At 67.1% G+C, this 21,499-nt stretch carries 19 protein-coding genes; 7 read left to right on the top strand and 12 right to left on the bottom strand.

Going from position 1 to position 21,499, the window contains the following annotated elements; all coding sequences use genetic code 11:
• Window positions 1-41: 41 nt before the first annotated feature.
• The 5 genes from FSZ13_RS12895 to FSZ13_RS12915 form a co-directional block, all read right to left on the bottom strand.
• Entirely contained in the window at window positions 42-2,873 is a 2,832-nt protein-coding gene (locus FSZ13_RS12895; protein ID WP_145480270.1) for a 2-oxoglutarate dehydrogenase E1 component, read from the bottom strand.
• Window positions 2,874-3,057: 184 nt separating this feature from the next.
• Window positions 3,058-3,582, bottom strand: coding sequence for a hypothetical protein (locus FSZ13_RS12900; RefSeq protein ID WP_260844173.1), 525 nt, complete (start codon window positions 3,580-3,582; stop codon window positions 3,058-3,060).
• Window position 3,583: 1 nt separating this feature from the next.
• Complete coding sequence (locus FSZ13_RS12905; protein WP_145480272.1) at window positions 3,584-5,017, bottom strand: cupin domain-containing protein; 1,434 nt, start codon at window positions 5,015-5,017, stop codon at window positions 3,584-3,586.
• Window positions 5,018-5,684: 667 nt separating this feature from the next.
• Window positions 5,685-7,052: an adenylosuccinate lyase gene (purB, locus tag FSZ13_RS12910; RefSeq protein ID WP_145480274.1), complete on the bottom strand. Its 1,368-nt coding sequence runs from the start codon at window positions 7,050-7,052 to the stop codon at window positions 5,685-5,687.
• 35 nt (window positions 7,053-7,087) lie between these two features.
• Window positions 7,088-8,422, bottom strand: coding sequence for a hemolysin family protein (locus tag FSZ13_RS12915; protein ID WP_260844174.1), 1,335 nt, complete (start codon window positions 8,420-8,422; stop codon window positions 7,088-7,090).
• Window positions 8,423-8,717: 295 nt separating this feature from the next.
• On the opposite strand from FSZ13_RS12915, the gene FSZ13_RS12920 reads away from it, so the two are divergent.
• Window positions 8,718-10,130, top strand: a complete 1,413-nt coding sequence (locus tag FSZ13_RS12920) for a class II fumarate hydratase (RefSeq protein ID WP_145480277.1) — start codon at window positions 8,718-8,720, stop codon at window positions 10,128-10,130.
• Between the two features lie 314 nt (window positions 10,131-10,444).
• On the opposite strand, the gene FSZ13_RS12925 is transcribed toward FSZ13_RS12920, so the two are convergent.
• From FSZ13_RS12925 to FSZ13_RS12955, 7 genes are all read right to left on the bottom strand, one after another.
• Window positions 10,445-10,870 carry a hypothetical protein gene (locus tag FSZ13_RS12925; protein WP_145480279.1) on the bottom strand — a complete coding sequence of 142 codons (426 nt, stop codon included), beginning with the start codon at window positions 10,868-10,870 and terminating at the stop codon, window positions 10,445-10,447.
• Between the two features lie 92 nt (window positions 10,871-10,962).
• A complete protein-coding gene (locus FSZ13_RS12930; RefSeq protein ID WP_145480280.1) occupies window positions 10,963-11,571 on the bottom strand; it encodes a DUF2884 family protein in 609 nt (202 codons plus the stop codon).
• Between the two features lie 11 nt (window positions 11,572-11,582).
• The gene (locus tag FSZ13_RS12935) at window positions 11,583-12,467 is read right to left on the bottom strand and encodes a DUF4097 family beta strand repeat-containing protein (RefSeq protein WP_145480282.1); all 885 of its coding nucleotides are present in this window, start codon (window positions 12,465-12,467) and stop codon (window positions 11,583-11,585) included.
• A 25-nt stretch (window positions 12,468-12,492) separates the two neighbouring features.
• Window positions 12,493-13,524 (bottom strand): ABC-2 transporter permease, encoded by a 1,032-nt coding sequence (locus FSZ13_RS12940; RefSeq protein WP_145480284.1) that lies wholly within the window; start codon window positions 13,522-13,524, stop codon window positions 12,493-12,495.
• Entirely contained in the window at window positions 13,521-14,396 is an 876-nt protein-coding gene (locus FSZ13_RS12945) for an ABC transporter ATP-binding protein (RefSeq protein WP_145480286.1), read from the bottom strand. Before FSZ13_RS12945 ends, FSZ13_RS12940 begins: the two co-directional genes overlap by 4 nt.
• On the bottom strand, window positions 14,393-14,755 hold the full coding sequence (locus FSZ13_RS12950) for a GntR family transcriptional regulator (protein ID WP_070209529.1): 363 nt from the start codon (window positions 14,753-14,755) through the stop codon (window positions 14,393-14,395). The genes FSZ13_RS12945 and FSZ13_RS12950 overlap by 4 nt, the downstream gene beginning before the upstream one ends.
• A gap of 2 nt (window positions 14,756-14,757) precedes the next feature.
• Complete coding sequence (locus FSZ13_RS12955; protein WP_145480288.1) at window positions 14,758-15,009, bottom strand: hypothetical protein; 252 nt, start codon at window positions 15,007-15,009, stop codon at window positions 14,758-14,760.
• Between the two features lie 289 nt (window positions 15,010-15,298).
• On the opposite strand from FSZ13_RS12955, the gene FSZ13_RS12960 reads away from it, so the two are divergent.
• The 6 genes from FSZ13_RS12960 (at window position 15,299) to FSZ13_RS12985 (ending at window position 21,480) form a co-directional block, all read left to right on the top strand.
• The gene (locus FSZ13_RS12960; protein ID WP_145480290.1) at window positions 15,299-15,907 is read left to right on the top strand and encodes a glutathione peroxidase; all 609 of its coding nucleotides are present in this window, start codon (window positions 15,299-15,301) and stop codon (window positions 15,905-15,907) included.
• Between the two features lie 83 nt (window positions 15,908-15,990).
• Window positions 15,991-16,977 (top strand): FKBP-type peptidyl-prolyl cis-trans isomerase, encoded by a 987-nt coding sequence (locus tag FSZ13_RS12965; protein ID WP_145480292.1) that lies wholly within the window; start codon window positions 15,991-15,993, stop codon window positions 16,975-16,977.
• Window positions 16,978-16,999: 22 nt separating this feature from the next.
• Window positions 17,000-18,349, top strand: a complete 1,350-nt coding sequence (locus FSZ13_RS12970) for a UDP-glucose dehydrogenase family protein (RefSeq protein ID WP_145480294.1) — start codon at window positions 17,000-17,002, stop codon at window positions 18,347-18,349.
• Window positions 18,342-18,581 (top strand): SlyX family protein, encoded by a 240-nt coding sequence (locus tag FSZ13_RS12975; protein WP_070208808.1) that lies wholly within the window; start codon window positions 18,342-18,344, stop codon window positions 18,579-18,581. The genes FSZ13_RS12970 and FSZ13_RS12975 overlap by 8 nt, the downstream gene beginning before the upstream one ends.
• A 13-nt stretch (window positions 18,582-18,594) precedes the next feature.
• On the top strand, window positions 18,595-19,302 hold the full coding sequence (locus FSZ13_RS12980; protein ID WP_145480296.1) for a DUF2058 domain-containing protein: 708 nt from the start codon (window positions 18,595-18,597) through the stop codon (window positions 19,300-19,302).
• Between the two features lie 90 nt (window positions 19,303-19,392).
• Window positions 19,393-21,480: an acyltransferase family protein gene (locus FSZ13_RS12985; RefSeq protein WP_145480298.1), complete on the top strand. Its 2,088-nt coding sequence runs from the start codon at window positions 19,393-19,395 to the stop codon at window positions 21,478-21,480.
• The last annotated feature ends 19 nt before the right edge of the window (window positions 21,481-21,499 follow it).

Raw genomic sequence — 21,499 nt, forward strand, 5'->3', positions numbered from 1 at the left:
CGGGAGCTTCCTGAGTTTGTCTTTTCTAGAATGGGGGAAAGTTATTCAGCGACCGCGTCGTTGAACGGGTTGACCAGGGCATCGGCGACCAGCTTCTGCTGTTCGATGATGTGGTCGGCCATGTGACCGGCAGCCGGGGAGGCCGAACGGGCGCGACCGGCGTAGTGCAGGCTCTGGCCATCGGCCAGGCAGAACTGCAGGTGGTGGCGGATCTGGTACCACGCACCCTGGTTCTGCGGTTCTTCCTGCGTCCACACCACGTCGGTGGCCTTGCCATACTTCTTCAGTTCGGCCGCCAGCAGCGCGCGCGGGAACGGGTACAGCTGTTCCACGCGGATGATGGCCACGTCGTCCTGGCCGCGCTTGGTCTGGTCTTCGAGCAGGTCGTAGTAGACCTTGCCCGAGCACAGCACCACGCGCTTGACCTTCTTCGCGTCCGCGTTGGCGTCGCCGATCAGGTGCTGGAACTCGCCATTGGCCAGCTCGTCCAGGCTCGACACGGCCAGCTTGTGGCGCAGCAGCGACTTGGGCGACATCACCACCAGCGGCTTGCGGGTGGTGAGGTGCAGCTGGCGACGCAGCATGTGGAAGGCCTGTGCCGGGGTGGACGGCACCACCACCAGCATGTTCTCCAGCGCGCACAGCTGCAGGAAGCGCTCCAGGCGCGCCGAGCTGTGTTCCGGGCCTTGCCCTTCGTAACCGTGCGGCAGCAGCAGGGTCAGGCCACTGATACGGCCCCACTTGGCTTCACCGGCGGCGATGAACTGGTCGATCACCACCTGGGCGCCGTTGGCGAAGTCGCCGAACTGGCCTTCCCAGATGCACAGGGTGTTGGGATCGGTGGTGGAGAAGCCGTATTCGAAGGCCATGACGGCCTCTTCGCTGAGCAGCGAATCGACGATGGTGGCCTTCTCCGGCGAATCCACCAGCTGCCGCAGCGGCAGGTAGTAGTTGTCGGTCTTCTGGTCGTGCAGGATGGCGTGGCGGTGGGTGAACGTACCGCGACCCACGTCCTGGCCGACCAGGCGCAGCGCGTGGCCTTCGTCGAGCAGGGTGGCGTAGGCCAGGTTCTCGGCAAAGCCCCAGTCGCCCGGGATTTCGCCGGCGGCCATCTTGCGGCGGTCGTCATACACCTTGGCCACGCGCGAGTGCAGTTCCACTTCGGCCGGCACGGTGTTGATCAGCTCGGCCAGCGCCTTCAGCTTGCCCGGGTCGACCTTGGTGGACACCGGGTCGGACAGCTTGCCTTCCAGCAGCTTGGGCCAATCCACGAACAGCGCGCTGCTCGGCGGCGTCTTTTCGACCTGGGCCAGTTCGGTGGTGACTTCACCGGCGTCCAGCTTTTCGCGATAGGCATCGACCATCGCCTTGCCGGCACCGGCGGCGATCACGCCGGCCTGTTCCAGCTGCGCGGCGTACAGCTCGCGGGTGGTCTGGTGCTTGCGGATCACCTGGTACATCAGCGGCTGGGTGATCGCCGGCTCGTCGGCCTCGTTATGGCCCCAGCGGCGGTAGCACATCAGGTCGATGACCACGTCCTTGGCGAACTTCTGGCGGAATTCGAAGGCCAGCTTCGCCGCGAACACGACGGCTTCGGGATCGTCGCCGTTCACGTGCAGCACCGGCGCGGCGATCATCTTCGCCACGTCGGTGGCGTAACGGGTCGAGCGGGTGTCCTGCGGATTGGAGGTGGTGAAACCGACCTGGTTGTTGACCACGATGTGCACGGTGCCGCCGACGGCGAAGCCGCGGGCCTGCGACATCTGGAACAGTTCCATGACCACGCCCTGGCCGGAGAAGGCCGCGTCGCCGTGGATCAGGATCGGCATCACCTGCTTGCGGGCGCTGTCCTTGCGGCGCTCCTGGCGCGAACGCACGGAACCGGCCACGACCGGGTCGGCGATTTCCAGGTGCGACGGGTTGAACGCCAGGGCCAGGTGGACCGGGCCACCGTCGGTGGCCACGTCGGCGGAGAAGCCCATGTGGTACTTCACGTCGCCGGCGGAGGCGTGCTCGTCGTGCTCGAACTTGCCTTCGAACTCGTCGAACAGCTTGCGCGGGTTCTTGCCGAGCGTGTTGACCAGCACGTTGAGGCGGCCGCGGTGGGCCATGCCGATCACCACGTCCTTGACGCCATCCTTGCCGGCGTCACGGATGATGGTGTCCATCATCGGGATCAGCGAATCGCCGCCTTCCAGCGAGAAGCGCTTCTGGCCGACGTACTTGGTGTGCAGGTAGCGTTCCAGGCCTTCGGCGGCGGTCAGGCGCTCCAGCGTGCGGCGCTGGGTGTCAGCGTCGAGGCTGTAGTTGCCGCCGGCCAGTTCCAGGCGCTGGTAGATCCACTGGCGCTGCTCGACCTCGGAGATGTGCATGAATTCCGCACCGATCGAGCCGGTGTAGGTCTTCTTCAGGCGGTCCAGCAGGTCGCGCAGCTTCATGCGCGGCTGGCCACCGACACCGCCGGTGCTGAACTCGGCGTTGAGGTCGCCTTCGGTCAGGCTGTGGAACGGCAGGCCCAGGTCCGGCGAGTTCACGCCCGGGGCCAGGCCCAGCGGGTCGAGGCGGGCATCGAGGTGGCCACGCGACCGGTACGCGGTGATCAGACGACCGACATTGCGCTCGCGCTCGTCGCTGGCACCGGAGTTGCCGCCGCCCTTGACCGCGTTTCTGGCGGCGTCGGCGATGTGGGCAATGACGGCCGAGTGCGGAATGTCACCGGCTTCGCGGCCCTTGAAGCCGTCGAAGTAGGTCTTCCATTTGGGATCGACACTGTCCGGAGAAACGAGGTACTGCTCGTACAGATCCTCGATATAGGAGGCGTTGCCGCCGGCGAGCTGCGAAGACTGCGCAAACTGCTTCAGTAGATTGTCCACGATGGAGGGTCGGATTCGCTTGTGGGGTAGGGCTTCGATGATCCGGCAGGGAAGATGAATAGCCCTGCACGGGCGGTATCTAACGGTCCAAATTGTACCCCCATCGGGACACGAAGGGGCACCGGAAGGGCCTGTGGCGGGGCCGTGGTGTCATTCCCAGACAGGTTCAGGACCCGGAACGGGACTAGAAGCCGAGCGCGCGCAGCTCGCTGCAATCGCGCGAACGTTCCCATACGCGCTGCAAACCGTCCTGCAACGGCCGCGAACGTGCGGGCATGGCGAGCCCGGCTTCACCGTCGTAACGGAGCCCACTCAGACGAAAGTAGTAGTCGCCGGCATCGTTGAGCAGGCAGGCCGAGGCAAGGGCGCGGTCGATCGGGTCGGTCACCTGGCGCACCCGGAACACGGTGGGCAGGCGCTGGACCAGGCCCAGCAGGGGCGAGCCGGCCTGGGCGATGGCGGCCGCGTCATGGACGATCAGCCGGACCTGCTTGTCGTGGCGGGCGGTGGCGAAGCGGCGAAGGGCCTCCAGCACCGGCGGTGCATCCAGCAGGCCGGGGTCGAGCACGCGGCTGTGCAGCCACAGCTGGCGGCGGGCGCGGTCGACCACGGCGGTGGTGATGGCCACCGCCTCATCGGCGTTGTCGATGGCGACCGCGCCGCCCGGCAGGCGGCGCAGGTGCGGGTCGGCGCTGCCGGGCCCGCTCATGTCAGGAGCCGGCGCCGCCGTCGGGGGTGCCGACGGCCTGGTCGTCGTCGCTGTCGTCGGTGTCGTCGAAATCGACGATCACTTCGACGCCATCGTCGTGGATGGTCACTTCGTGCACATTGGCTTCGACGTCTTCATCCTCGAGGACCTCGACGGTTTCGGTGGCGTCGATGATTTCGTACTCGCCCACCGCATCCTCTTCGTACTCGTCTTCGTCGTCGAACGCGTGGTCGTCGATCAGCTGGTAGTAGCCGCCGGCGATCAGTGCGTGCAGGGCGTCGCGGCCCTTGGCGGAGAGCTTGCGGTACAGGGGGGCGTCGATCAGTTCGGCGGCGGCCAGGGCCTGGGCGTCCTTCACCGGGAGGGCGAACTCGAGGCCGCTGCAGTACAGGCTGGCACCACGGCTGGCGCGGCGCCAGGCCAGGCGGGCCCAGGGGTGGCGGCCGAGGGTGACGCCTTCGGCGAGGGCGGCTTCGATGTCCTCGCGCGGGACGGGATCGCCGGAGGCGACGACGTCACCGGCGGCGCGGTAGGTGGTGATGAAGCGGCCGAACCAGTCGCCGAGGCGGTCGGGGTCGTTCATGCGGATGGCGTTGAGGGCCTGGACGACGCGGTTCATGGCGACGACGTCGATTTCGTTGGGATCTTCGGGGACGGTGAGGTCGGGGTCCTGGTAACGGATGGACTCGTCGGCATCCATGATCAGGGTGTCGAGGTAGTCGCTGATCAGTTCGGCGGAGGCGGGGGCGCGCATGCCGAAGGAGAAGGTCAGGCAGGGGTCTTCGGCGACGCCGTTGTGGGGGACGTTGGGCGGCAGGTAGAGCATGTCGCCGGGTTCGAGCACCCAGTCGTGGGTGGGCTTGAAGCGGCGCAGCAGCTTCAGTTCGACGTCGTCGCGGAAGTCGAGCGGGGGGCGCTTGCCCTTGGTGGATTCGCTGGCGTCGATCTGCCAGCGGCGGTGGCCATGGGCCTGCAGCAGGAAGACGTCGTACTGGTCGACGTGGGCGCCGACGGAGCCGCCGGTGGCGGCGAAGCTGATCATGACGTCGTCCATGCGCCAGCGCGGCAGGAAGTTGAAGTGGGCGATCAGGGCGCGCACGTCGGGGTCCCACTTGTCGACATCCTGGACCAGCAGGGTCCAGTCGTGGTCGGGCATGCCGGGGAATTCCTCTTCCTGGAACGGGCCGCTGCGCACGCTCCAGCCGTCGGTGGCGCGGTCATGGGTGATCAGGCGGGCGAGGGCGGTTTCCTCGCAGGCCAGGCCGGCCAGGTCTTCGGGCTGCAGCGGGGTCTGGAAATCCGGGAAGGCGCCGCGGATGAGCAGCGGACGCTTCTGCCAGTAGTCGCGCAGGAAGGTGGCGGCGGGCATGCCCAGCGGCAGGCCGGGACGGGCCTGGACTTCGATGACGGGGGTTTTGGTCTTGCGGACGGCCATGGGGGAATCCTTGCAACGTGTAGACGGAATACGGTTGGCGCAGCGGGACGAAGCGCGCGCTCATCCCGCCATTGTCCGCTGGTTGGGCAGGATCTGCACCTGCGCCCGCGATCCGGTAGCGCCGGCCGTTGGCCGGCCCTCGGAACGCATCCATGTTCGCCAGAAGCCAAAAGCCAAAAGCCAAAAGCCGGCGCCTCGGTGCTACGAGCAGGGGCGTCCGCCGGGCAGCCCCCTCCGGGACACGCCGTGAACCCATCCATGGGGGCTTGTCAAAAACTTGCGCGTGTACGCAATCCTGCGTACACGGCAAGGCCGGGGTTGGGCGTCCTGCCCAACCCGTCCGGCGCATGCGCCGGACCCATGTTTTTGACAGTCCCTACGGGGGCTACCCGCCGGCCGCCCCCATACATGGCCGCGTGGGCGGTGGGGAAGGCAGCGACGCAGGGCGTCGCTCTACGGGGGGCGCTTGGCGCGTGCATTCGCGCGTGGCAACGCCCGCGGTAGGGTTGGGTCCCAACCAACCGCCGTGAACCCGTCCGCGCCCGGTGACGCAGCGCATTGATCGGAAGGGTAGCGCCGACCGTTGGTCGGCCCACGCGGCCCCAAACGAAAACGGGGCACCGGAAATTCCGATGCCCCGTCCGGGGTCACTGCTGTGACGCGCGAATCAGATCGCCTTGGCCAGATCCGCGGCCAGGCCGATATACCCACCCGGAGTCAGCTCGCGCAGGCCCTGCTTGGCGTCTACCGGCAGGTCCAGCGATTCCACGAACGCCTTCATCGATTCGGCGGTGATGCCCTGGCCGCGGGTCAGGGCCTTGAGCTGTTCGTAGGGGTTGGGCAGGCCATGACGACGCATGACGGTCTGGACCGCTTCGGCCAGCACTTCCCAGGCCGCGTCCAGGTCGCCGTCGAGGCGCTCGGGATTGACGGTCAGCTTGCCCAGGCCCTTGGCCAGCGAATCCAGGGCGACCTGGCTGTGGCCGAAGGCGGTGCCCAGGGCGCGCAGGACGGTGGAGTCGGTGAGGTCGCGCTGCCAGCGGCTGATCGGCAGCTTGGCGCTGAAGTGTTCGAACAGGGCGTTGGCGATGCCGAAGTTGCCTTCGGCGTTCTCGAAGTCGATCGGGTTGACCTTGTGCGGCATGGTCGAGGAGCCGACTTCGCCTTCCTTGAGCTTCTGCTTGAAGTAGCCCAGCGAGATGTAGCCCCAGATGTCGCGGGCGAGGTCGATCAGGATGATGTTGGCGCGGCGGGCGGCGTCGCCGATTTCGGCGATGTTGTCGTGCGGTTCGATCTGGGTGGTGTAGGGGTTGAACACCAGGCCGAGGCTTTCGACGAAGCGCTGGGCGAAGGCCGGCCAGTCCACGTCCGGGTAGGCGATGGCGTGGGCGTTGTAGTTGCCGACGGCGCCGTTGATCTTGCCGGTCAGCTCGACCGCGGCGATCTGGCGGCGCTGCCGCTCGAGGCGGGCGACCACGTTGGCCACTTCCTTGCCCAGGGTGGTGGGCGAGGCGGTCTGGCCGTGGGTGCGCGAGAGCATCGGCTGCGCGGCCTGGGCATGGGCCAGGGCGCGCAGGGTGGTGGCGATGCCGTCCAGCGACGGCAGCAGCACCGTGCTGCGGGCTTCCTCCAGCATCAGGCCGTAGCTGAGGTTGTTGATGTCCTCGCTGGTGCAGGCGAAATGCACGAATTCCAGCGCCGGGCCCAGTTCGGCGTCGTCCTTCAGCTGTTCCTTGATGAAGTACTCCACCGCCTTGACGTCATGGTTGGTGGTGCGCTCGATCTCCTTCACCCGCGCTGCGTGGGCCGGCGCGAAGTCGTCGGCGAGGGCGCGCAGGCGCGCCGCAGCGGCGGCCGGGAACGGGGCCAGCTCGGCGATGCCCGGCTCGTTGGACAACGCCAGCAGCCACTCCACCTCCACCTTCACGCGGGCCTTGATCAGGCCGTATTCGGAGAAGATCGGGCGCAGCGCATCGACCTTGCCGGCGTAGCGGCCATCGAGCGGGGACAGGGCGAGCAGGGCGAATTCGGACATGGCGGGCGCAGGCAATGACGGCGGGGGCCGTCATTCTACGCTGCCCCGGGCGCCTCGTCGGCCTCTTCGGGGGCGCGGCGCACGGTCACGGCCTGGATCCGGTGTCCGGCCATCCGCTTGACCGTGAACAGCTGGCCGTCGATCCGCACCTGTTCGCCCTCTTCGGGCAGGCGCTGCAGCTGGTGCACGATCAGCCCGCCGACCGAGTTCAGGTGCTCGGGGGCGGCCAGGTCGCGACCCAGCAGGCGTTCCAGGCGGAAGATGGACGTGGAGCCCGCCACCAGCAGGCTGCCGTCGGCGCTGCGGGTGGGCGCGTCGGTGACCACGTGCGGGTGTTCGTCCTCGATGTCGCCGACCACCACTTCCAGCAGGTCTTCGAGGGTGAAGTAACCCAGGATGCGGCCGTGTTCCTCCACGCACAGGGCCATGTGCGTGGTGCCGGTGCGGAAGCGCTCGAGCACGGCCGTGACCGGGGTTTCCAGCGCGATCAGGTTGGCCGGGCGGAGCAGGGCGCGCAGGTCGTCGGTGGGATGGCCCCGGGCGATCTCCACCAGCACGTCCTTCATGTGCAGCACGCCAAGCACTTCGTCGCCGTCCGGGCCGAACCAGGGGTAACGGCTGTAGCGGCTTTCGGCGAACTCGGCCATCACCTCGGGCAGGCCCATGCCCTGGCGGAACACGCGCATGTGCTCGCGCGGGCGCATCAGGTCGCCGGCGACCAGTTCGGGCAGCTCGAGCGCGTGGCTCATCAGGGTCAGGTCCTGGTCCGGGGCGCCGGCACCGGGCTGCTGGCGCGCGACGATGAGCTTGAGCTCTTCGCGCGAGTAGCGGTGCGAGGTGTGCTCGACATCGCCCCAGCCGGCCAGCCGCAGCAGCGCGTTGGCGCTGTGGTTGAGCAGCCAGATCGCCGGGAACATAGCCCAGTAGAACAGGTACAGCGGGGCCGCGGTCCACAGCGACATGGCTTCCGGGCGGCGGATCGCCATCGACTTCGGGGCGAGTTCGCCCAGCACGATGTGCAGGAACGAGATCAGGCTGAAGGCGATGATGAAGGCGGTGAGGCGGGCGGCATCCGCGCCCATGCCCAGGGTGTCGAACACGGGCTGCAGCAGGTGCGCGAAGGCCGGCTCACCGACCCAGCCCAGGCCGAGCGAGGACAGGGTGATGCCGAGCTGGCAGGCCGAAAGATAGGCATCCAGGTGCGAATGCACGTTGAGCAGCAGGCGGCCGCGCCAGCCGTGCCGGGAAGCCAGGCCGACGGCCTGGGTGTGGCGCAGTTTGACCAGGGCGAACTCGGCGGCGACGAAGAAGCCGTTGAGCACCACCAGGAACAGGGCGAGCAGCAGGAGCAGCAGGTTGCCGACGATCATGCGCGCCCTCGGCGCCATGCGCTTCTGGTGACGCGGGAAAGGCCGATAGCAAATGCGGCATGCACATCGGTAGGCCACGACCGTTGGTCGTGGCACGCACTACAGTGGGGGTCGTCGCCCATGGGAAGCGGGATACTGTCTGAATGAACACGAATCCCGAGTCTAGCCGAACCGGTGCGCGGTTGGGTTTCAAACCGGCTTGGGAGTATCGTGAGCGGAGCCGCCAGCCAGGGAATGAAGGCCCGTTGCCAGCCGCCGTTCCCTTTCCCCACTGAAAGAACCGCGGAGTGATGCAATGAGCAAGGGTTTCAGGACCGAACATGACAGCATGGGCGAACTGCAGGTGCCTGCAGACGCACTATGGGGCGCGCAGACGCAGCGTGCGGTGGACAATTTCCCGGTGTCGGGGCAGCGCATGCCGCGCGGGTTCATCCGCGCGCTGGGCCTGGTGAAGGGTGCCGCTGCTGCGGTGAACGCCGAACTGGGCCACCTGCCGAAAAACATCGCCAAGGCGATCGAGAGCGCGGCCGCAGAGGTCGCCGAAGGCGCCCACGACGCGCATTTCCCGATCGACATCTACCAGACCGGTTCGGGCACGTCGTCGAACATGAATGCCAACGAGGTGATCGCCACGTTGGCCAACCGTGCGGGCAAGGCGGGCAAGACGTCGGTGCACCCGAACGACCACGTCAACCAGGGCCAGAGCTCGAACGATGTGATCCCGACGGCGTTGCGGGTGTCGGCGCTGCTGGGGGTGCAGGAACAGCTGCTGCCGGCGCTGGTGCACCTGCGCAAGACCATCGACAAGCGCGGCCGTGCGCTGCGCAGGGTAGTCAAGACCGGGCGCACGCATCTGATGGATGCGATGCCGCTGACGTTCGAGCAGGAATTCGGTGCGTGGTCGGCGCAGCTGGCGTCGGCGCAGGAGCGGCTGGAGGACAGCCTGAAGCGGCTGCGCCGCCTGCCACTGGGCGGCACGGCGATCGGGACCGGGATCAATGCGGATCCGCGTTTCGGTGAGCGGGTGGCAAAGCGGCTGAAACAGCAGACGGGAGTGCGCTTCGACACCGCGGAGAACAAGTTCGAGGGGCTGGCGGCACAGGACGATGCGGTGGAGCTTTCCGGCCAGCTCAATGCGTTGGCGGTGGCGCTGATCAAGATCGCCAACGATCTGCGCTGGATGAATGCCGGTCCGCTGGCGGGGCTTGGCGAGATCGAGTTGCCGGCCTTGCAGCCGGGCAGTTCAATCATGCCGGGCAAGGTCAATCCGGTGATTCCGGAGGCGACGGTGATGGTGTGCGCGCAGGTGATCGGGCACCACACGGCGATCACGGTGGCCGGGCAGACCGGGAACTTCCAGTTGAACGTGACGCTGCCGCTGATCGCGGCGAACCTGCTGGATGGGATCGGGTTGCTGTCGAACATTTCGCGCCTGCTGGCCGATACGGCGATTGCCGGGCTCAAGGTGCGTGAGGACCGGGTCCGCGAGGCGCTGGGCCGCAATCCGATCCTGGTGACGGCGTTGAACCCGATCATCGGGTACGAAAAAGCGGCAGCCATTGCCAAGCGCGCCTACAAGGAGCAGCGCCCGGTGCTGGACGTGGCCAAGGAAGACAGTGGTTTGAGCGAAGCCGAGCTGCGGCGGTTGCTGGATCCGGCTGCACTTACCGCCGGCGGTATCCATGCCGGCGGTGGCGGTGGTGGCTGATCGCTGACTGCGCGAAGCGAACAGCAGCGTCTCAATTGTCCCGAGCTGGGGCGGCCGACGGGCAGCCCCGGACAGGTGGTCGCCGGCGGATGGGAGAAGCAGCCACGCATGGCGTGGCTCTACGCGGCTGCGCTGATTTCGCGGGGGGCGGGGTAGGGTCGGTTCCCAAACGACTGCACGGAACGCCACCACGTTCGATGACGCATGAAAACAATCGGCGTTGCCGTTGCCCTTGATCTCCGTTGCGCACCCGCCGGCCCTGCGCGCAGAATCCTGCAGGCCAGCGCTTTTGCGTTTGACGTGGACGTTGGCGCTTACCGCCGATCGGCCACGATGTTGTCGAAGGTCTCGGTGTAATTCTTGAACTGCGGGATGCGGGTGACCAGGTCCGGCGGGATCGGCTGCATGCCCGGCGGGACCACGATCTTCACCGCGCGCATGTCCGGGTCGTGCGGGGCGTCGACCAGCGTGTTCTGGCGCAGTACCTGCAGCTGGCCGAACATGGTCTGCAGCATCGCCTGCTGGCCGTCGTCGAGCGGGATTTCGATCTCGTCGACCTTCATGTGGCCGTTGGGCAACACGATGATGTTGGGGGCCGGGGCGCGGCGCACGGTGACCATGCCGTCGCTGACGGTGATCTTCGGTTTGCTGCGCTCCGCGCGGTGGTTGCGGTACTCCTGGTCGCAGCCGGTGGCGGCCAGGCAGAACAGGGCGAACAGCAGCAGGCACAGCTTCTTCATGGTCGGCGAAGAACGACAAAGGGGAGGACTAGTGTAGTCCTCCCCCCGTGCAGATGGCCCGCCTGCGACCGAACGTCGCAGGGACGTGGGCGTCAGCTGCGGCAGTCGTCGATGTCGCTCTGGTCCATCGTCGCGTAGGGCTTGAACGCCGGCAGGGCGACGGCCAGGGCCTGCTGCTTGGCCTGCATCGCCGGAAGCAGGCCGCACAACTCCTTGGCGCGGGCTTCGATCTTCGCGGCTTCAGCGTTCACCTTCGCCTCGATGCCTTCGGGATTGCCTGAGAACACGCCGCGCAAGGCCTCGCCGGCGGCCTTCGCGCCCAGGTGGGCCCCCGCCACGCCGATGTCCATGCCTGCAAGGGCGATTTGCTCGACCTGTTTACGGTAGTCGAGCAGCAGCGCGCGCTGCTGGGCATCGATGGCGACAGCCTTGCCGTTGATCAGCAGGTCGCCCTTCGGTGTGATCTCGGCCTTGTTGTTGTCGGCATCGGAGAGGTCGATGTTGCCGTGCTCCATCTTCGCACGCAGCTTGGCGGCCATCTTCGACTGCGTTTTGTCCGCAGAGTGCTGGATGCCTTTTTCGATCGCGTCAGCATCCACTACGGACTTGCCCGGGGTGGACCCGGCATCGTCGGCCCCGCTGCAGGCGGCCAGCGGCAGGCACAGGGTCAACAGCAGGGCGGGAAGCAGGCGGGTAGTCATGCGTGGTCTCCTTATTTGCCACGCGGCAGCTGGACGCGGCCACGGACGTTGCTGTGCTTGATGTCGCCGCTGCCGCTGTTGGCCACCGTCAGGTCGCCGCCGACATCGCGGACGGTCACGTCGCCCGAACCGTGGCGTTCCACCGTGACGCCGGCGCCGACATCGCGCGCTTCGAAATCGCCCGAGCCGATGTTGCCCAGGCGGACGCTGCCCTTGACCTGGCGCAGGTCGACATCGCCCGAACCGACCGTCTTGATCTCCACGTTGCCGGCCACCCCGTCCAGGGTCAGGTCGCCCGAGCCGATGGTGCCGACCACGGCGTTGCCGCGCAGGTTGCGGGCATCGAAATCGCCCGAGCCGACCGACAGCAGGTTGAGTGCGCCGGCGCCGTCCAGCTCGACATCGCCCGAGCCGATCGCCGCGGTCACCAGGCCCTTGATGTCGCGCAGCTTGATGTCGCCCGAGCCGACGTCCGCGCTCAGCGAATGTGCGCCGCTCACCGATGCGTCGCCAGAACCGACCTTCATCTGGATCAGGACGTTGTCCGGGATCGTGCCGCGCAGGTCGAGGTAGGCGTAGCTGTTGCCGCTCATGTTGATCCGCAGGCCCTGGTTTTCGCGCAGCAGCTTCACCACCAGCTTGTCGCCCACCTTCTGCTGGGTCACGGTCAGCTCGGGCAGCCAGTCGGCGTTGGAGGCACAGGCGCGGCCGCTGAGCTGGGCGCTCCCCGGTCCAGCCTGCAGCACCAGGTCGTGCTGGTTGACCTCGAACACCACGGCCTTGGCACCGGCAACGTCGAGCTTCAGGTCGCGTGGGGCATTGAATTTGCAGTGCGGTTCATCAGCCAGTGCGGTGAGCGGGAGCATCAGCAGGGAAAAGGCGAGCGTGCGGATCATGGGTGGTTCCTCGAGAGGGAGGGGATCAGATTTCGCCGGCGCGGCGGCGCAGGCGGATGGCGACGATGATGAACACGACACCGGCAGCAGCGCCGATCCACAACTCCGGCAGGGCCAGTGCCGCCAGCTGGCTGGACGGGGACAGCGCGGTAGCCACGTTGTCGCTGTCGCGCATGACCGCCTGCAGCTGGTCGGCACGGTAAAACAGGTCGCTGCCCGGCAGGGTGCCCAGCAGCAGGCGACCGACGATGTGCTGCCAGAACCAGCCGCTGGTCATGTCGAACAGCTTCATCACGTTGGTCGTGCTGACGATGATGCCGGCGAACAGCGGCAGCATCACCGCCCACAGGAACGGCTTGGACTTGGCCCACGCCGACCACATCAGCAGCCAGCCCACGGTCGGCAGTGCCCACAGCAGGTACACCGGCAGCCAGGACACGTGGCCGGCCACGAACGCCAGCGGGCTGGCCGGGCCCCAGATCAGGGTCATCGGGTTGCCGCCATGCGCCAGCACGATCACCGTCAGGAGCAGCAGGAAACCGAACATGGTCAGCACCGAGGCGACCACCGCGATCACCGGTGCCACCAGCAATGCGCTCAGCGCCTTGGAGAGCACGGTCTGGGTGTCCGACAGCGGCAGGGACTTCCAGAACAGGATGCTGCGGTCGCGGCGGTCGTCATACAGGGCGCCCAGGCAGTAGAAGAACACCACGAAAGCCAGCACCACGAACGGCCACAGCGAGCTCATCACCAGGGTCGCATCCAGGGCATTGCCGAGGTCGGCGATGTTCTTGGCATCCAGGTGTTCGGTCAGCAGCTTGAGGTCCAGGCCGTTGACGTTGATGTTGGTGTCGTCGATATGCAGGCTGCCGTTCTCGGCGGCGCGGCGCAGGCCCCAGAGGCCGATCAGGATGCCGATCAGGCTCATCACCAGCGAGATGGCGCCGGCGATCAGCGGTGCCCACAGGAAACCGCCACGGTTTTCCCAGTACTCGCGCTTGAGCAGCCACTTGAAGGTGCTGGCCTTGCTGATGGGGTGGTGGTGGACGACGTTCATGCGTAGGTTCCCTTCATGATGGCCACGAACAGATCCGCCAGCCCGGGGCTGCGGATTTCGCCAAGCGGCGTGAGCTGGGCGCGCGGCACGCCGTCGAACAGCAGGACGGTCTTGCCGAACGGCAGGCTGCGCTCGTCGATCGGCTTGAGCGCACGTGCGGCCTCCAGCGTCTCGGCCGATACCAGGACTTCGGTGTAACGCTCGCCGACCTCTTCCATGTCGGCGGTGAGCACGATGCGGCCGTCGCGGATGAACATCACGTCGGTGAGGATGTGTTCGATCTCCTCGACCTGGTGGGTGGTCACGATGATCGTCTTCTGCTCGTCGAAGTAGTCTTCCAGCAGGCGCTGGTAGAACTCCTTGCGGTACAGGATGTCCAGGCCCAGCGTGGGTTCGTCCAGCACCAGCACCTTGGCGTCGATGGCCATCACCAGGGCCAGGTGCAGCTGCACGATCATGCCCTTGGACAGCTCGCGCACGCGCTGGCGCGGCTGCAGCTTGGTCGCGGCCAGGAACCGCTCGCAGCGGGCGCGGTCGAAGCGCGGGTGGACCCCGGCGACGAAATCGATCGCCTCGCGCACCTTCATCCAGCGCGGCAGCACCGCCACGTCGGCGATGAAGCAGACATCGTTCATCAGCGCGTTGCGCTGCACGGTCGGGTCCAGCCCGAGCACGCTCAGGTCGCCCTCCACCGTGGTCAGGCCCAGCAGCGCCTTCAGCAGGGTGGTCTTGCCGGCGCCATTGGGGCCGATCAGGCCGGTGATCCGGCCCGGGGCGATGGCGAAGCTGGTGTTGTCCAGCGCGAGCGTGGACTTGTAGGCCTTGCGCAGGCCTCGGGCGGAGATGACGACATCACTAGCAACGGCATTCATGAGGATTTCCCCTGGGGCAGCAATTCGTCGAGATGCAGGCCCAGGCGCTGGATGCGCTCCAGGACCAGCGGCCATTCTTCGTTGAGGAAGCGGTCGCGCTCGCTGCTGCGCAGCTGCGTGGCCGCTTCTTCGGTCATGAACATGCCCAGCCCGCGGCGCTTCTCGACCAGGCCTTCGTCGGCCAGTTCCTGGTAAGCACGCGATACGGTGATGGGGTTGAGCTGGTACTCGGCGGCCACCTGTCGGACCGAAGGCAGCGCGTCGCCGGGCTTGATGATGCTGTCGAGCATCATGGCGATCACGCGTTCCTTCAGCTGACGGTAGATCGGAGCACCATCGCTCCATTGGATATCGCTCATGGTCAGCTCCGTGGGTTCAGCGACTGTGCGAATGAGAAGTAAGGCATGGACAGGGAGCTGTGCAGCCGGCGGGGAGGCGTGGGGGCGCCGTCGGCGGTCCCTGCCTTGATGACGCCTGCGTCCTGCGGGCCTTCAAACGCACCGGTGGCGGTCTCGCTGCCACGGTCACCGGCGGGGATGCTGAACCAGCCCAGCAACAGCAGCGCGGACGCGGCCGTGAGGGCTTTGGCGGAGTGGTGGCGCATGCGGTTCATGGGCTTCCCCTGCATCAGGTGACTGGTGTTGTATGCAACTATAACACCGGCACAGCCAAGTGCAATACCCGACAACACCCAACTGATGGCAGGGGCATGACAACGTCTGCGAGATCATCTTAACCCATTGATTATCATGAGATTGCGGATGTTGTGGTGGGCTGGGCCGGTCTGCAGGCATTCAGCCGCGTGACGGCCATGTACGTCAACCGCGTAGTGAAACCCCCGGTGATATAGTCCGCCTTTCCCTGCAGGACAGGGTTTTCCAGCCCCTTTACCGGAGTTTCCAATGCCCCAGTCCCACCGCGCGACTTCCCCGTTCCACGCCACCCGGGCGCGCGCCTGCCGCTGGGGCAGTGGGCTGCTGCTGGTCGGGTTGCTGGGCGCCGGGTCCGCCCAGGCCGCTGATCTGCTTGACCTCAACTACCGGCCGCTGGCCGGCAAGACCGAGGTGAACCTGGAAAAGCAGTACGGAGGCAAGGTGCTGCTGGTGGTCAATACCGCCAGCAAATGCGGCTTCACCCCGCAGTACGAGGCGCTGGAAGGGCTGCAGACCCGATACGCCGCGCGCGGCTTCTCGGTGCTGGGCTTCCCGTCCAATGATTTCAAGGGCCAGGAGCCGGGCAGCGAGAAGGAGATCCAGGAGTTCTGCACGCTTACTTATGGCGTGAAGTTCCCGATGTTCCAGAAAGTGCAGGTCACCGGCACCGGCGCCACGCCGCTGTACCAGCGCCTGACCGCCGCCACCGGCGTTGCGCCCGGCTGGAACTTCCACAAATACCTGCTGTCGCGCGATGGTCGGGTGGTGGCGCAGTTCTCCAGCAAGGTCAAGCCGGACGACAAGGAACTGGTGGCGGCGATCGAACGTGAGCTGTCCGTCACGCCGGCCAAGCGCTGACATCCTCGACATCTCGCACGTGCGTGCGACAATGCTGGTTTCGCGCCGACGTCGGCGTCCAGTCACTTCCAGGAAAGCAGCGAATGAAGATGGGAATGCGCGGCGCCGCGGCGTCGGTTCTGATTCTGGCGATGGGTGCCACCGGTACCGTGATGTCGCAACAACCGGCTGCAGGTGCAGCCGCAAAGGAGACTTCGACCTTGACCTCCCAGCGTGAAAAAGTCGGCTATGCCATTGGTTTGGACGTCGCAAACTCGTTCGCCCCGATCGCCGATGAAATCGATCTGGCCGCCCTGCGTCGTGCAGTCACCAACGCCTTCGAAGGCAAGCAGCCGCTGATCAGCCAGGAAGAAGCCCAGAAGACCGACCAGTCGCTGCGCACCGCGATGGCCGTCAAGAGCGGCCAGCCGGTGCCGGGCATGGCCCCGGGCACCCCGGCGCCGAAGGTGGACCGCGAGAAGGTCGGCCTGATGCTCGGCAGCTACGCGGTGGGCCCGTCGCTGGCGCAGCTGAAGGACGATGTCGACCTGGATGCCATGTTCGACGCGATCCAGACCGCGTTCGCCAAGGGCACCCCGAAGATGACCGCCGACCAGGCCAAGGCCACCATGGAAGCCTTCATGGCGTCCAAGCAGGCCGACATGCAGGCCAAGGCGGCCGCCCAGGCCGGTACCAACCGTGCCGAAGGCAACGCGTTCCTGGCCGAGAACAAGAAGAAGCCGAACGTGGTCACCACCGCGTCGGGCCTGCAGTACCAGGTGCTGCGCCCGGGTGCGTCCGACGGCCCGCGCCCGATGCCGACCAGCAAGGTCAAGGTCCACTACGAAGGCAAGCTGCTCGACGGCACCGTCTTCGACAGCAGCTACCAGCGCGGCCAGCCGATCGATTTCGGCCTGGACCAGGTGGTCAAGGGCTGGTCGGAAGGCGTTGCGCTGATGCCGGTGGGCGCCAAGTACCGCTTCTGGATCCCGGGCGAGCTGGCGTATGGCGAGCAGGGCACCCCGGGCGGTCCGATCGGTCCGAACGCGACGCTGACCTTCGACGTCGAACTGCTGGACGTACTTCCGTAACGGACCTGGAGTGACCACGGACATGCGTGTCGCAATTTTCGGTACCGGCTATGTCGGACTGGTCACGGGTACCTGCCTGGCCGATGTCGGCCACCAGGTGGTCTGCGTCGATATCGACCAGGCCAAGGTCGACGGCCTCAACCGTGGCGTCATCCCGATCTACGAGCCGGGCCTGGAGCCGATGGTCAAGGCCAACCATGCCGCATCGCGGCTGGCCTTCACCACCGACGCCGCTTCCGCGGTCGCGCATGGCCAGGTGATCTTCATCGCCGTGGGCACGCCACCGGACGAGGACGGCAGCGCCGACCTGCAGTACGTGCTGGCCGTGGCCCGCACCATTGGTCGGCACATGCGTGTGCCGACCGTGGTGGTGAACAAGTCGACCGTGCCGGTAGGCACGGCCGACAAGGTACGCGCCGCGATCGCTGCGGTGCTTGCCGAGCGTGGCGAGGACATCGCGTTCGACGTGGTGTCCAACCCCGAATTCCTGAAAGAAGGCGACGCCGTTGCCGACTGCATGCGGCCGGACCGCATCGTGATCGGTGCGACCAACGCCGAATCGGTGGCGCTGATGCGTCGCCTGTACGCGCCGTTCAACCGCAACCACGACCGCGTGGTGGAAATGGACGTGCGCTCGGCCGAACTGACCAAGTACGCCGCCAACGCCATGCTGGCGACCAAGATTTCGTTCATGAATGAAATCGCCAACATCGCCGAGAAGGTCGGTGCCGACGTCGAACAGGTCCGCCAGGGCATCGGCTCGGACCCGCGCATCGGCTGGCATTTCATCTACCCGGGCGCCGGTTATGGTGGCTCGTGTTTCCCCAAGGACGTGCAGGCGTTGGCCCGCACCGCGCAGCAGCATGGCCATGAGCCCACCCTGCTCAACGCGGTGGAAGCGGTCAACGACGCACAGAAGGGGCATCTGTTCCAGCTGATCCAGCGCCACTACGACCGTGGCGAGGACGAAGGCGTGCGCGGCCGAACCTTCGCGGTGTGGGGTTTGGCGTTCAAGCCCAACACCGACGACATGCGCGAAGCGTCCAGCCGGCGCCTGCTGGCCCAGCTGTGGGAGGGCGGCGCCAAGGTGCGCGCCTACGACCCGGAAGCCACCGAGGAAGCGCGCCGCATTTTCGGCGAGCGCGATGACCTGGTGTTCTGCGACAGCGCCTGGGATGCCATCGAAGGCGCCGACGCGCTGGTGGTGGTAACCGAGTGGAAGCAGTTCCGCAGCCCGGACTTCGCCCGCCTGCGCGACACCCTGAAAGACGCCGTGGTGTTCGACGGCCGCAACCTGTACGACCCGCAGGAGCTGGAAGCGGCGGGCCTGGCCTATTACGGCATTGGCCGGGGACGTTCGCTGCATGCATGAGTCCACTCCCTCCGCGCGTGAGCAGGCGCTGGAAGCGCGCCTGGTCGAACTTGAGATGCGCGTTTCCTTCCAGGAACAGGCCTTGGCCGAGCTCAGCGAAGCGCTGGCCGATGCGCGCATCGAGGGCAGCCGCAACGCCGACCTGACCCGCCTGCTGCTGGAAGACCTGGGCAAGGTCCGCAACGCGCTGTATTCCGATTCGGGCGAAGAACCACCGCCCCCGCACTACTGATCGACCCAACGTCATGAGCGATACCCTCCGCGACCAGCTGCTGGGCCTGGGCTTCAAGTCCGCGCCTGCGCCCGAACGCAAACCCGATGCCCGCCGCGATGGCCGGCCCCCGAATAAACCGCATGGCGCCCGCCCGCCGGGCAAGGCCGCCGACGGCGCCCGTCCGCCGCGCGACGGCCAGCGCCCCGCGCGCGACGGCGACGCCCGTCGTGGTCCGCAGGGCAAGAGCCGCCCCGGTGGCGGCGCGCGTCCCGGCCAGGGCCAGGGCGCTGGCCAGGGCAAGCCGCGTTCGCGCGAGGACATCGACCTGGCCAAGGCCTACGCGATCCGCGCGCAGAAGGAAAAGGACGACCGCATCGAAGCGGAGCGCCTGAAGCAGGAAGAAGCGCGCGTGCGCCGCGAGGCCAAGCTGAAGCTGGACGAGCTGCTGAAGGGCAAGGCGCTGAACGACGAGGCCGCCGACATCGCACGGCACTTCCCGTATGGCGGCAAGATCAAGCGCGTCTACGTCACCGCGGAACAGCTCAAGGCGCTCAACGCCGGCGAGCTGGGCGTGCTGCAGAGCAATGGCCGTTACCTGCTGGTCACTGCCGCCGTGCTGGACGAGGCCGAGGCGGTTTTCGCGCCGTCGGTGGCGCTGCGGGTGGACCCGAACGCAGCGGCCGAAGATGATCCGTATGCCGATCCGGCGTACCAGGTGCCGGACGACCTGGTCTGGTAAAAAAAGCGGGTATCGACCAACGGTCGATACCTACCTGACGGGTTGAATGCGGTAGCGCACGACCGTTGGTCGTGCGGCAAAGGAGTGTGCATGCAGGAAGGCCAATTGCGACAAACCTACGTCCCCCACATCGACGGCCTGCGCGCCGTCGCCGTGCTGTCGGTCATCCTGTATCACCTCAAGGCCAGCTGGTTACCCGGTGGGTTCACCGGCGTCGACGTGTTTTTCGTGATCTCCGGTTTCGTGGTCAGCGCCTCGGTCGACCGCCTGCCGGCGATGGGCGGCTGGCAGGGCCTGCTGCGTTTCTATGCGCGCCGCATCCGCCGGATCGTGCCGGCGCTGGTGGTGTGCCTGCTGGTCACGGCGCTGTTCAGCGCACTGTTCATTCCCGAATCCTGGCTCAGCGAGACCAGTGACAAGACCGGCCGGCGCGCGTTCTTCGGTCTCAGCAACTGGGTACTGGCCAGCACCGGCAACGACTACTTCTCGCCGCGCACCGAATTCAATCCCTACACCCACACCTGGTCGCTCGGCGTTGAGGAGCAGTTCTACCTGCTGTTCCCGCTGCTGTTCCTGGCGTGGTCGCGCGGTGGCCGTGCACGCCTGCTGTCGGTCACGCTGTTCGCGTTGGCCACGTTCGCCTCGCTCGGGTATGCGCTGCGGCTGGCCGGGCAGGGCGGGCAGGAGATCCAGGCGTTCTACGTGACCACCACCCGCTTCTGGCAGCTCGGCGCCGGTGTGCTGCTGTACCAGGCGATGACCCTGGCCAGGCAGTTCGATGTGGCGCCGCAGCCTGGCCGGATCTCGTGGCGTTCACCGCTGCTGCTGCTGGCCGTGGCGGCCTTGGGCTACGGCCTGTGGGCGGCACGACCCGGTCACTCGCCGTGGCCGGACGGCCTGTGGCCGGTACTGTCCACGCTGCTGTTGCTGGGCCTGCTGCACGGGCATCGCGGCGGCTGGACAGGCCGCGCGCTGGCCAGTGCACCGATGGTCTGGATCGGCAAGCTCTCGTACTCGCTGTACCTGTGGCACTGGCCGGTCTTCGTACTTTTCCGTTGGACGGTGGGACTGGAGACGCCGCTGGCCGGGGCCTGCGCGGTGGTGCTGGTGTTCGTGCTGGCCTGGCTGTCCTGGCGCTGGGTGGAGCAGCCGCTGCGCCACGGTGCACGCGGGCCGCGCACCAACGGGCGCTGGGTGCTGCTCGGGCTGGCGGTGCTGGTGCTCGGCGCCGGCCTGCAGTCGATGCTGGTCAAGCAGCAGAAGCACATTTCGTTGAGCACGGTCAGCCGCCATCCGCTGGACTGGTACCCGTATGCAAAGGGCCTGAAGAAGGAAGTCCCGGAGTGCCGCGTGGTCGAATCGAGCATTCCGGTGGTCGGCGGGCAGGCGCGCCTGCTGCAGCGGGGCGACTGCCCGGGCGGCAGCGGGGCGAGCGGGGTGCTGTTCGTGGCCGGCGATTCGCACGCATTGGTCTACAACGAACTGCTGCGCCGGAAGGTGGTGCAGGACGGCGGCCAGGTGCGGCTGTACGGCAGCGGCGGCTGCGCGCTGGTCGGCATGCAGGGCTGGCGCGGTGCGAACCCGGCCTGCGAGGCTTACACGCGCAACGTGATCGAGGATATCCAGGCCACCGCGCGCGCGGGCGACGTGCTGTTCCTGCCGGGCCTGCGCGTGCCGCGCCTGGCCGAGCAGTACCAGCTGTTCGACATCGCGCAGGTCCAGGCCGATCTGGCCAGCCCGGCAGCGGTGCAGGGGCGCGCGGCCGAGGTCGCCGCCGCCATCGCGCAGTTGCGGCCGTTGGCCGAACGCGGCGTGCGGATCGTGCTGGAAGCGCCCAAGCCGGTGCTGCCGGCGCCGCCGTATCGCTGTTCGGATGCGTTCAACCGGCACAATCCGATCTGCGTCAATGGCATGCAGATACCGCGTGCCCGGACCGAAGCCATGCGCGCGCCCGTGCTGGAAAGCCTGCGCCAGGTAGCCGCCGCATTGCCGGGCGCGAGCGTGTGGGATCCGTTGCCGACGCTGTGCCCGGGCGAGGTGTGCCAGCCCGATGCCGGCGGCCGGCCGCTGTACTTCGATGGCGACCATCTGAGCGGCTACGGAAACCGCGTCCTGCTGCCGGTATTCCGCGATCATCTGCAGCGTGACGACCAACGGTCGTCACCTACCCACCGGTAGCACACGACCGTTGGTCGTG

This window comes from Stenotrophomonas rhizophila, from assembly GCF_007667275.1.
Classification (GTDB): domain Bacteria; phylum Pseudomonadota; class Gammaproteobacteria; order Xanthomonadales; family Xanthomonadaceae; genus Stenotrophomonas; species Stenotrophomonas maltophilia_AE.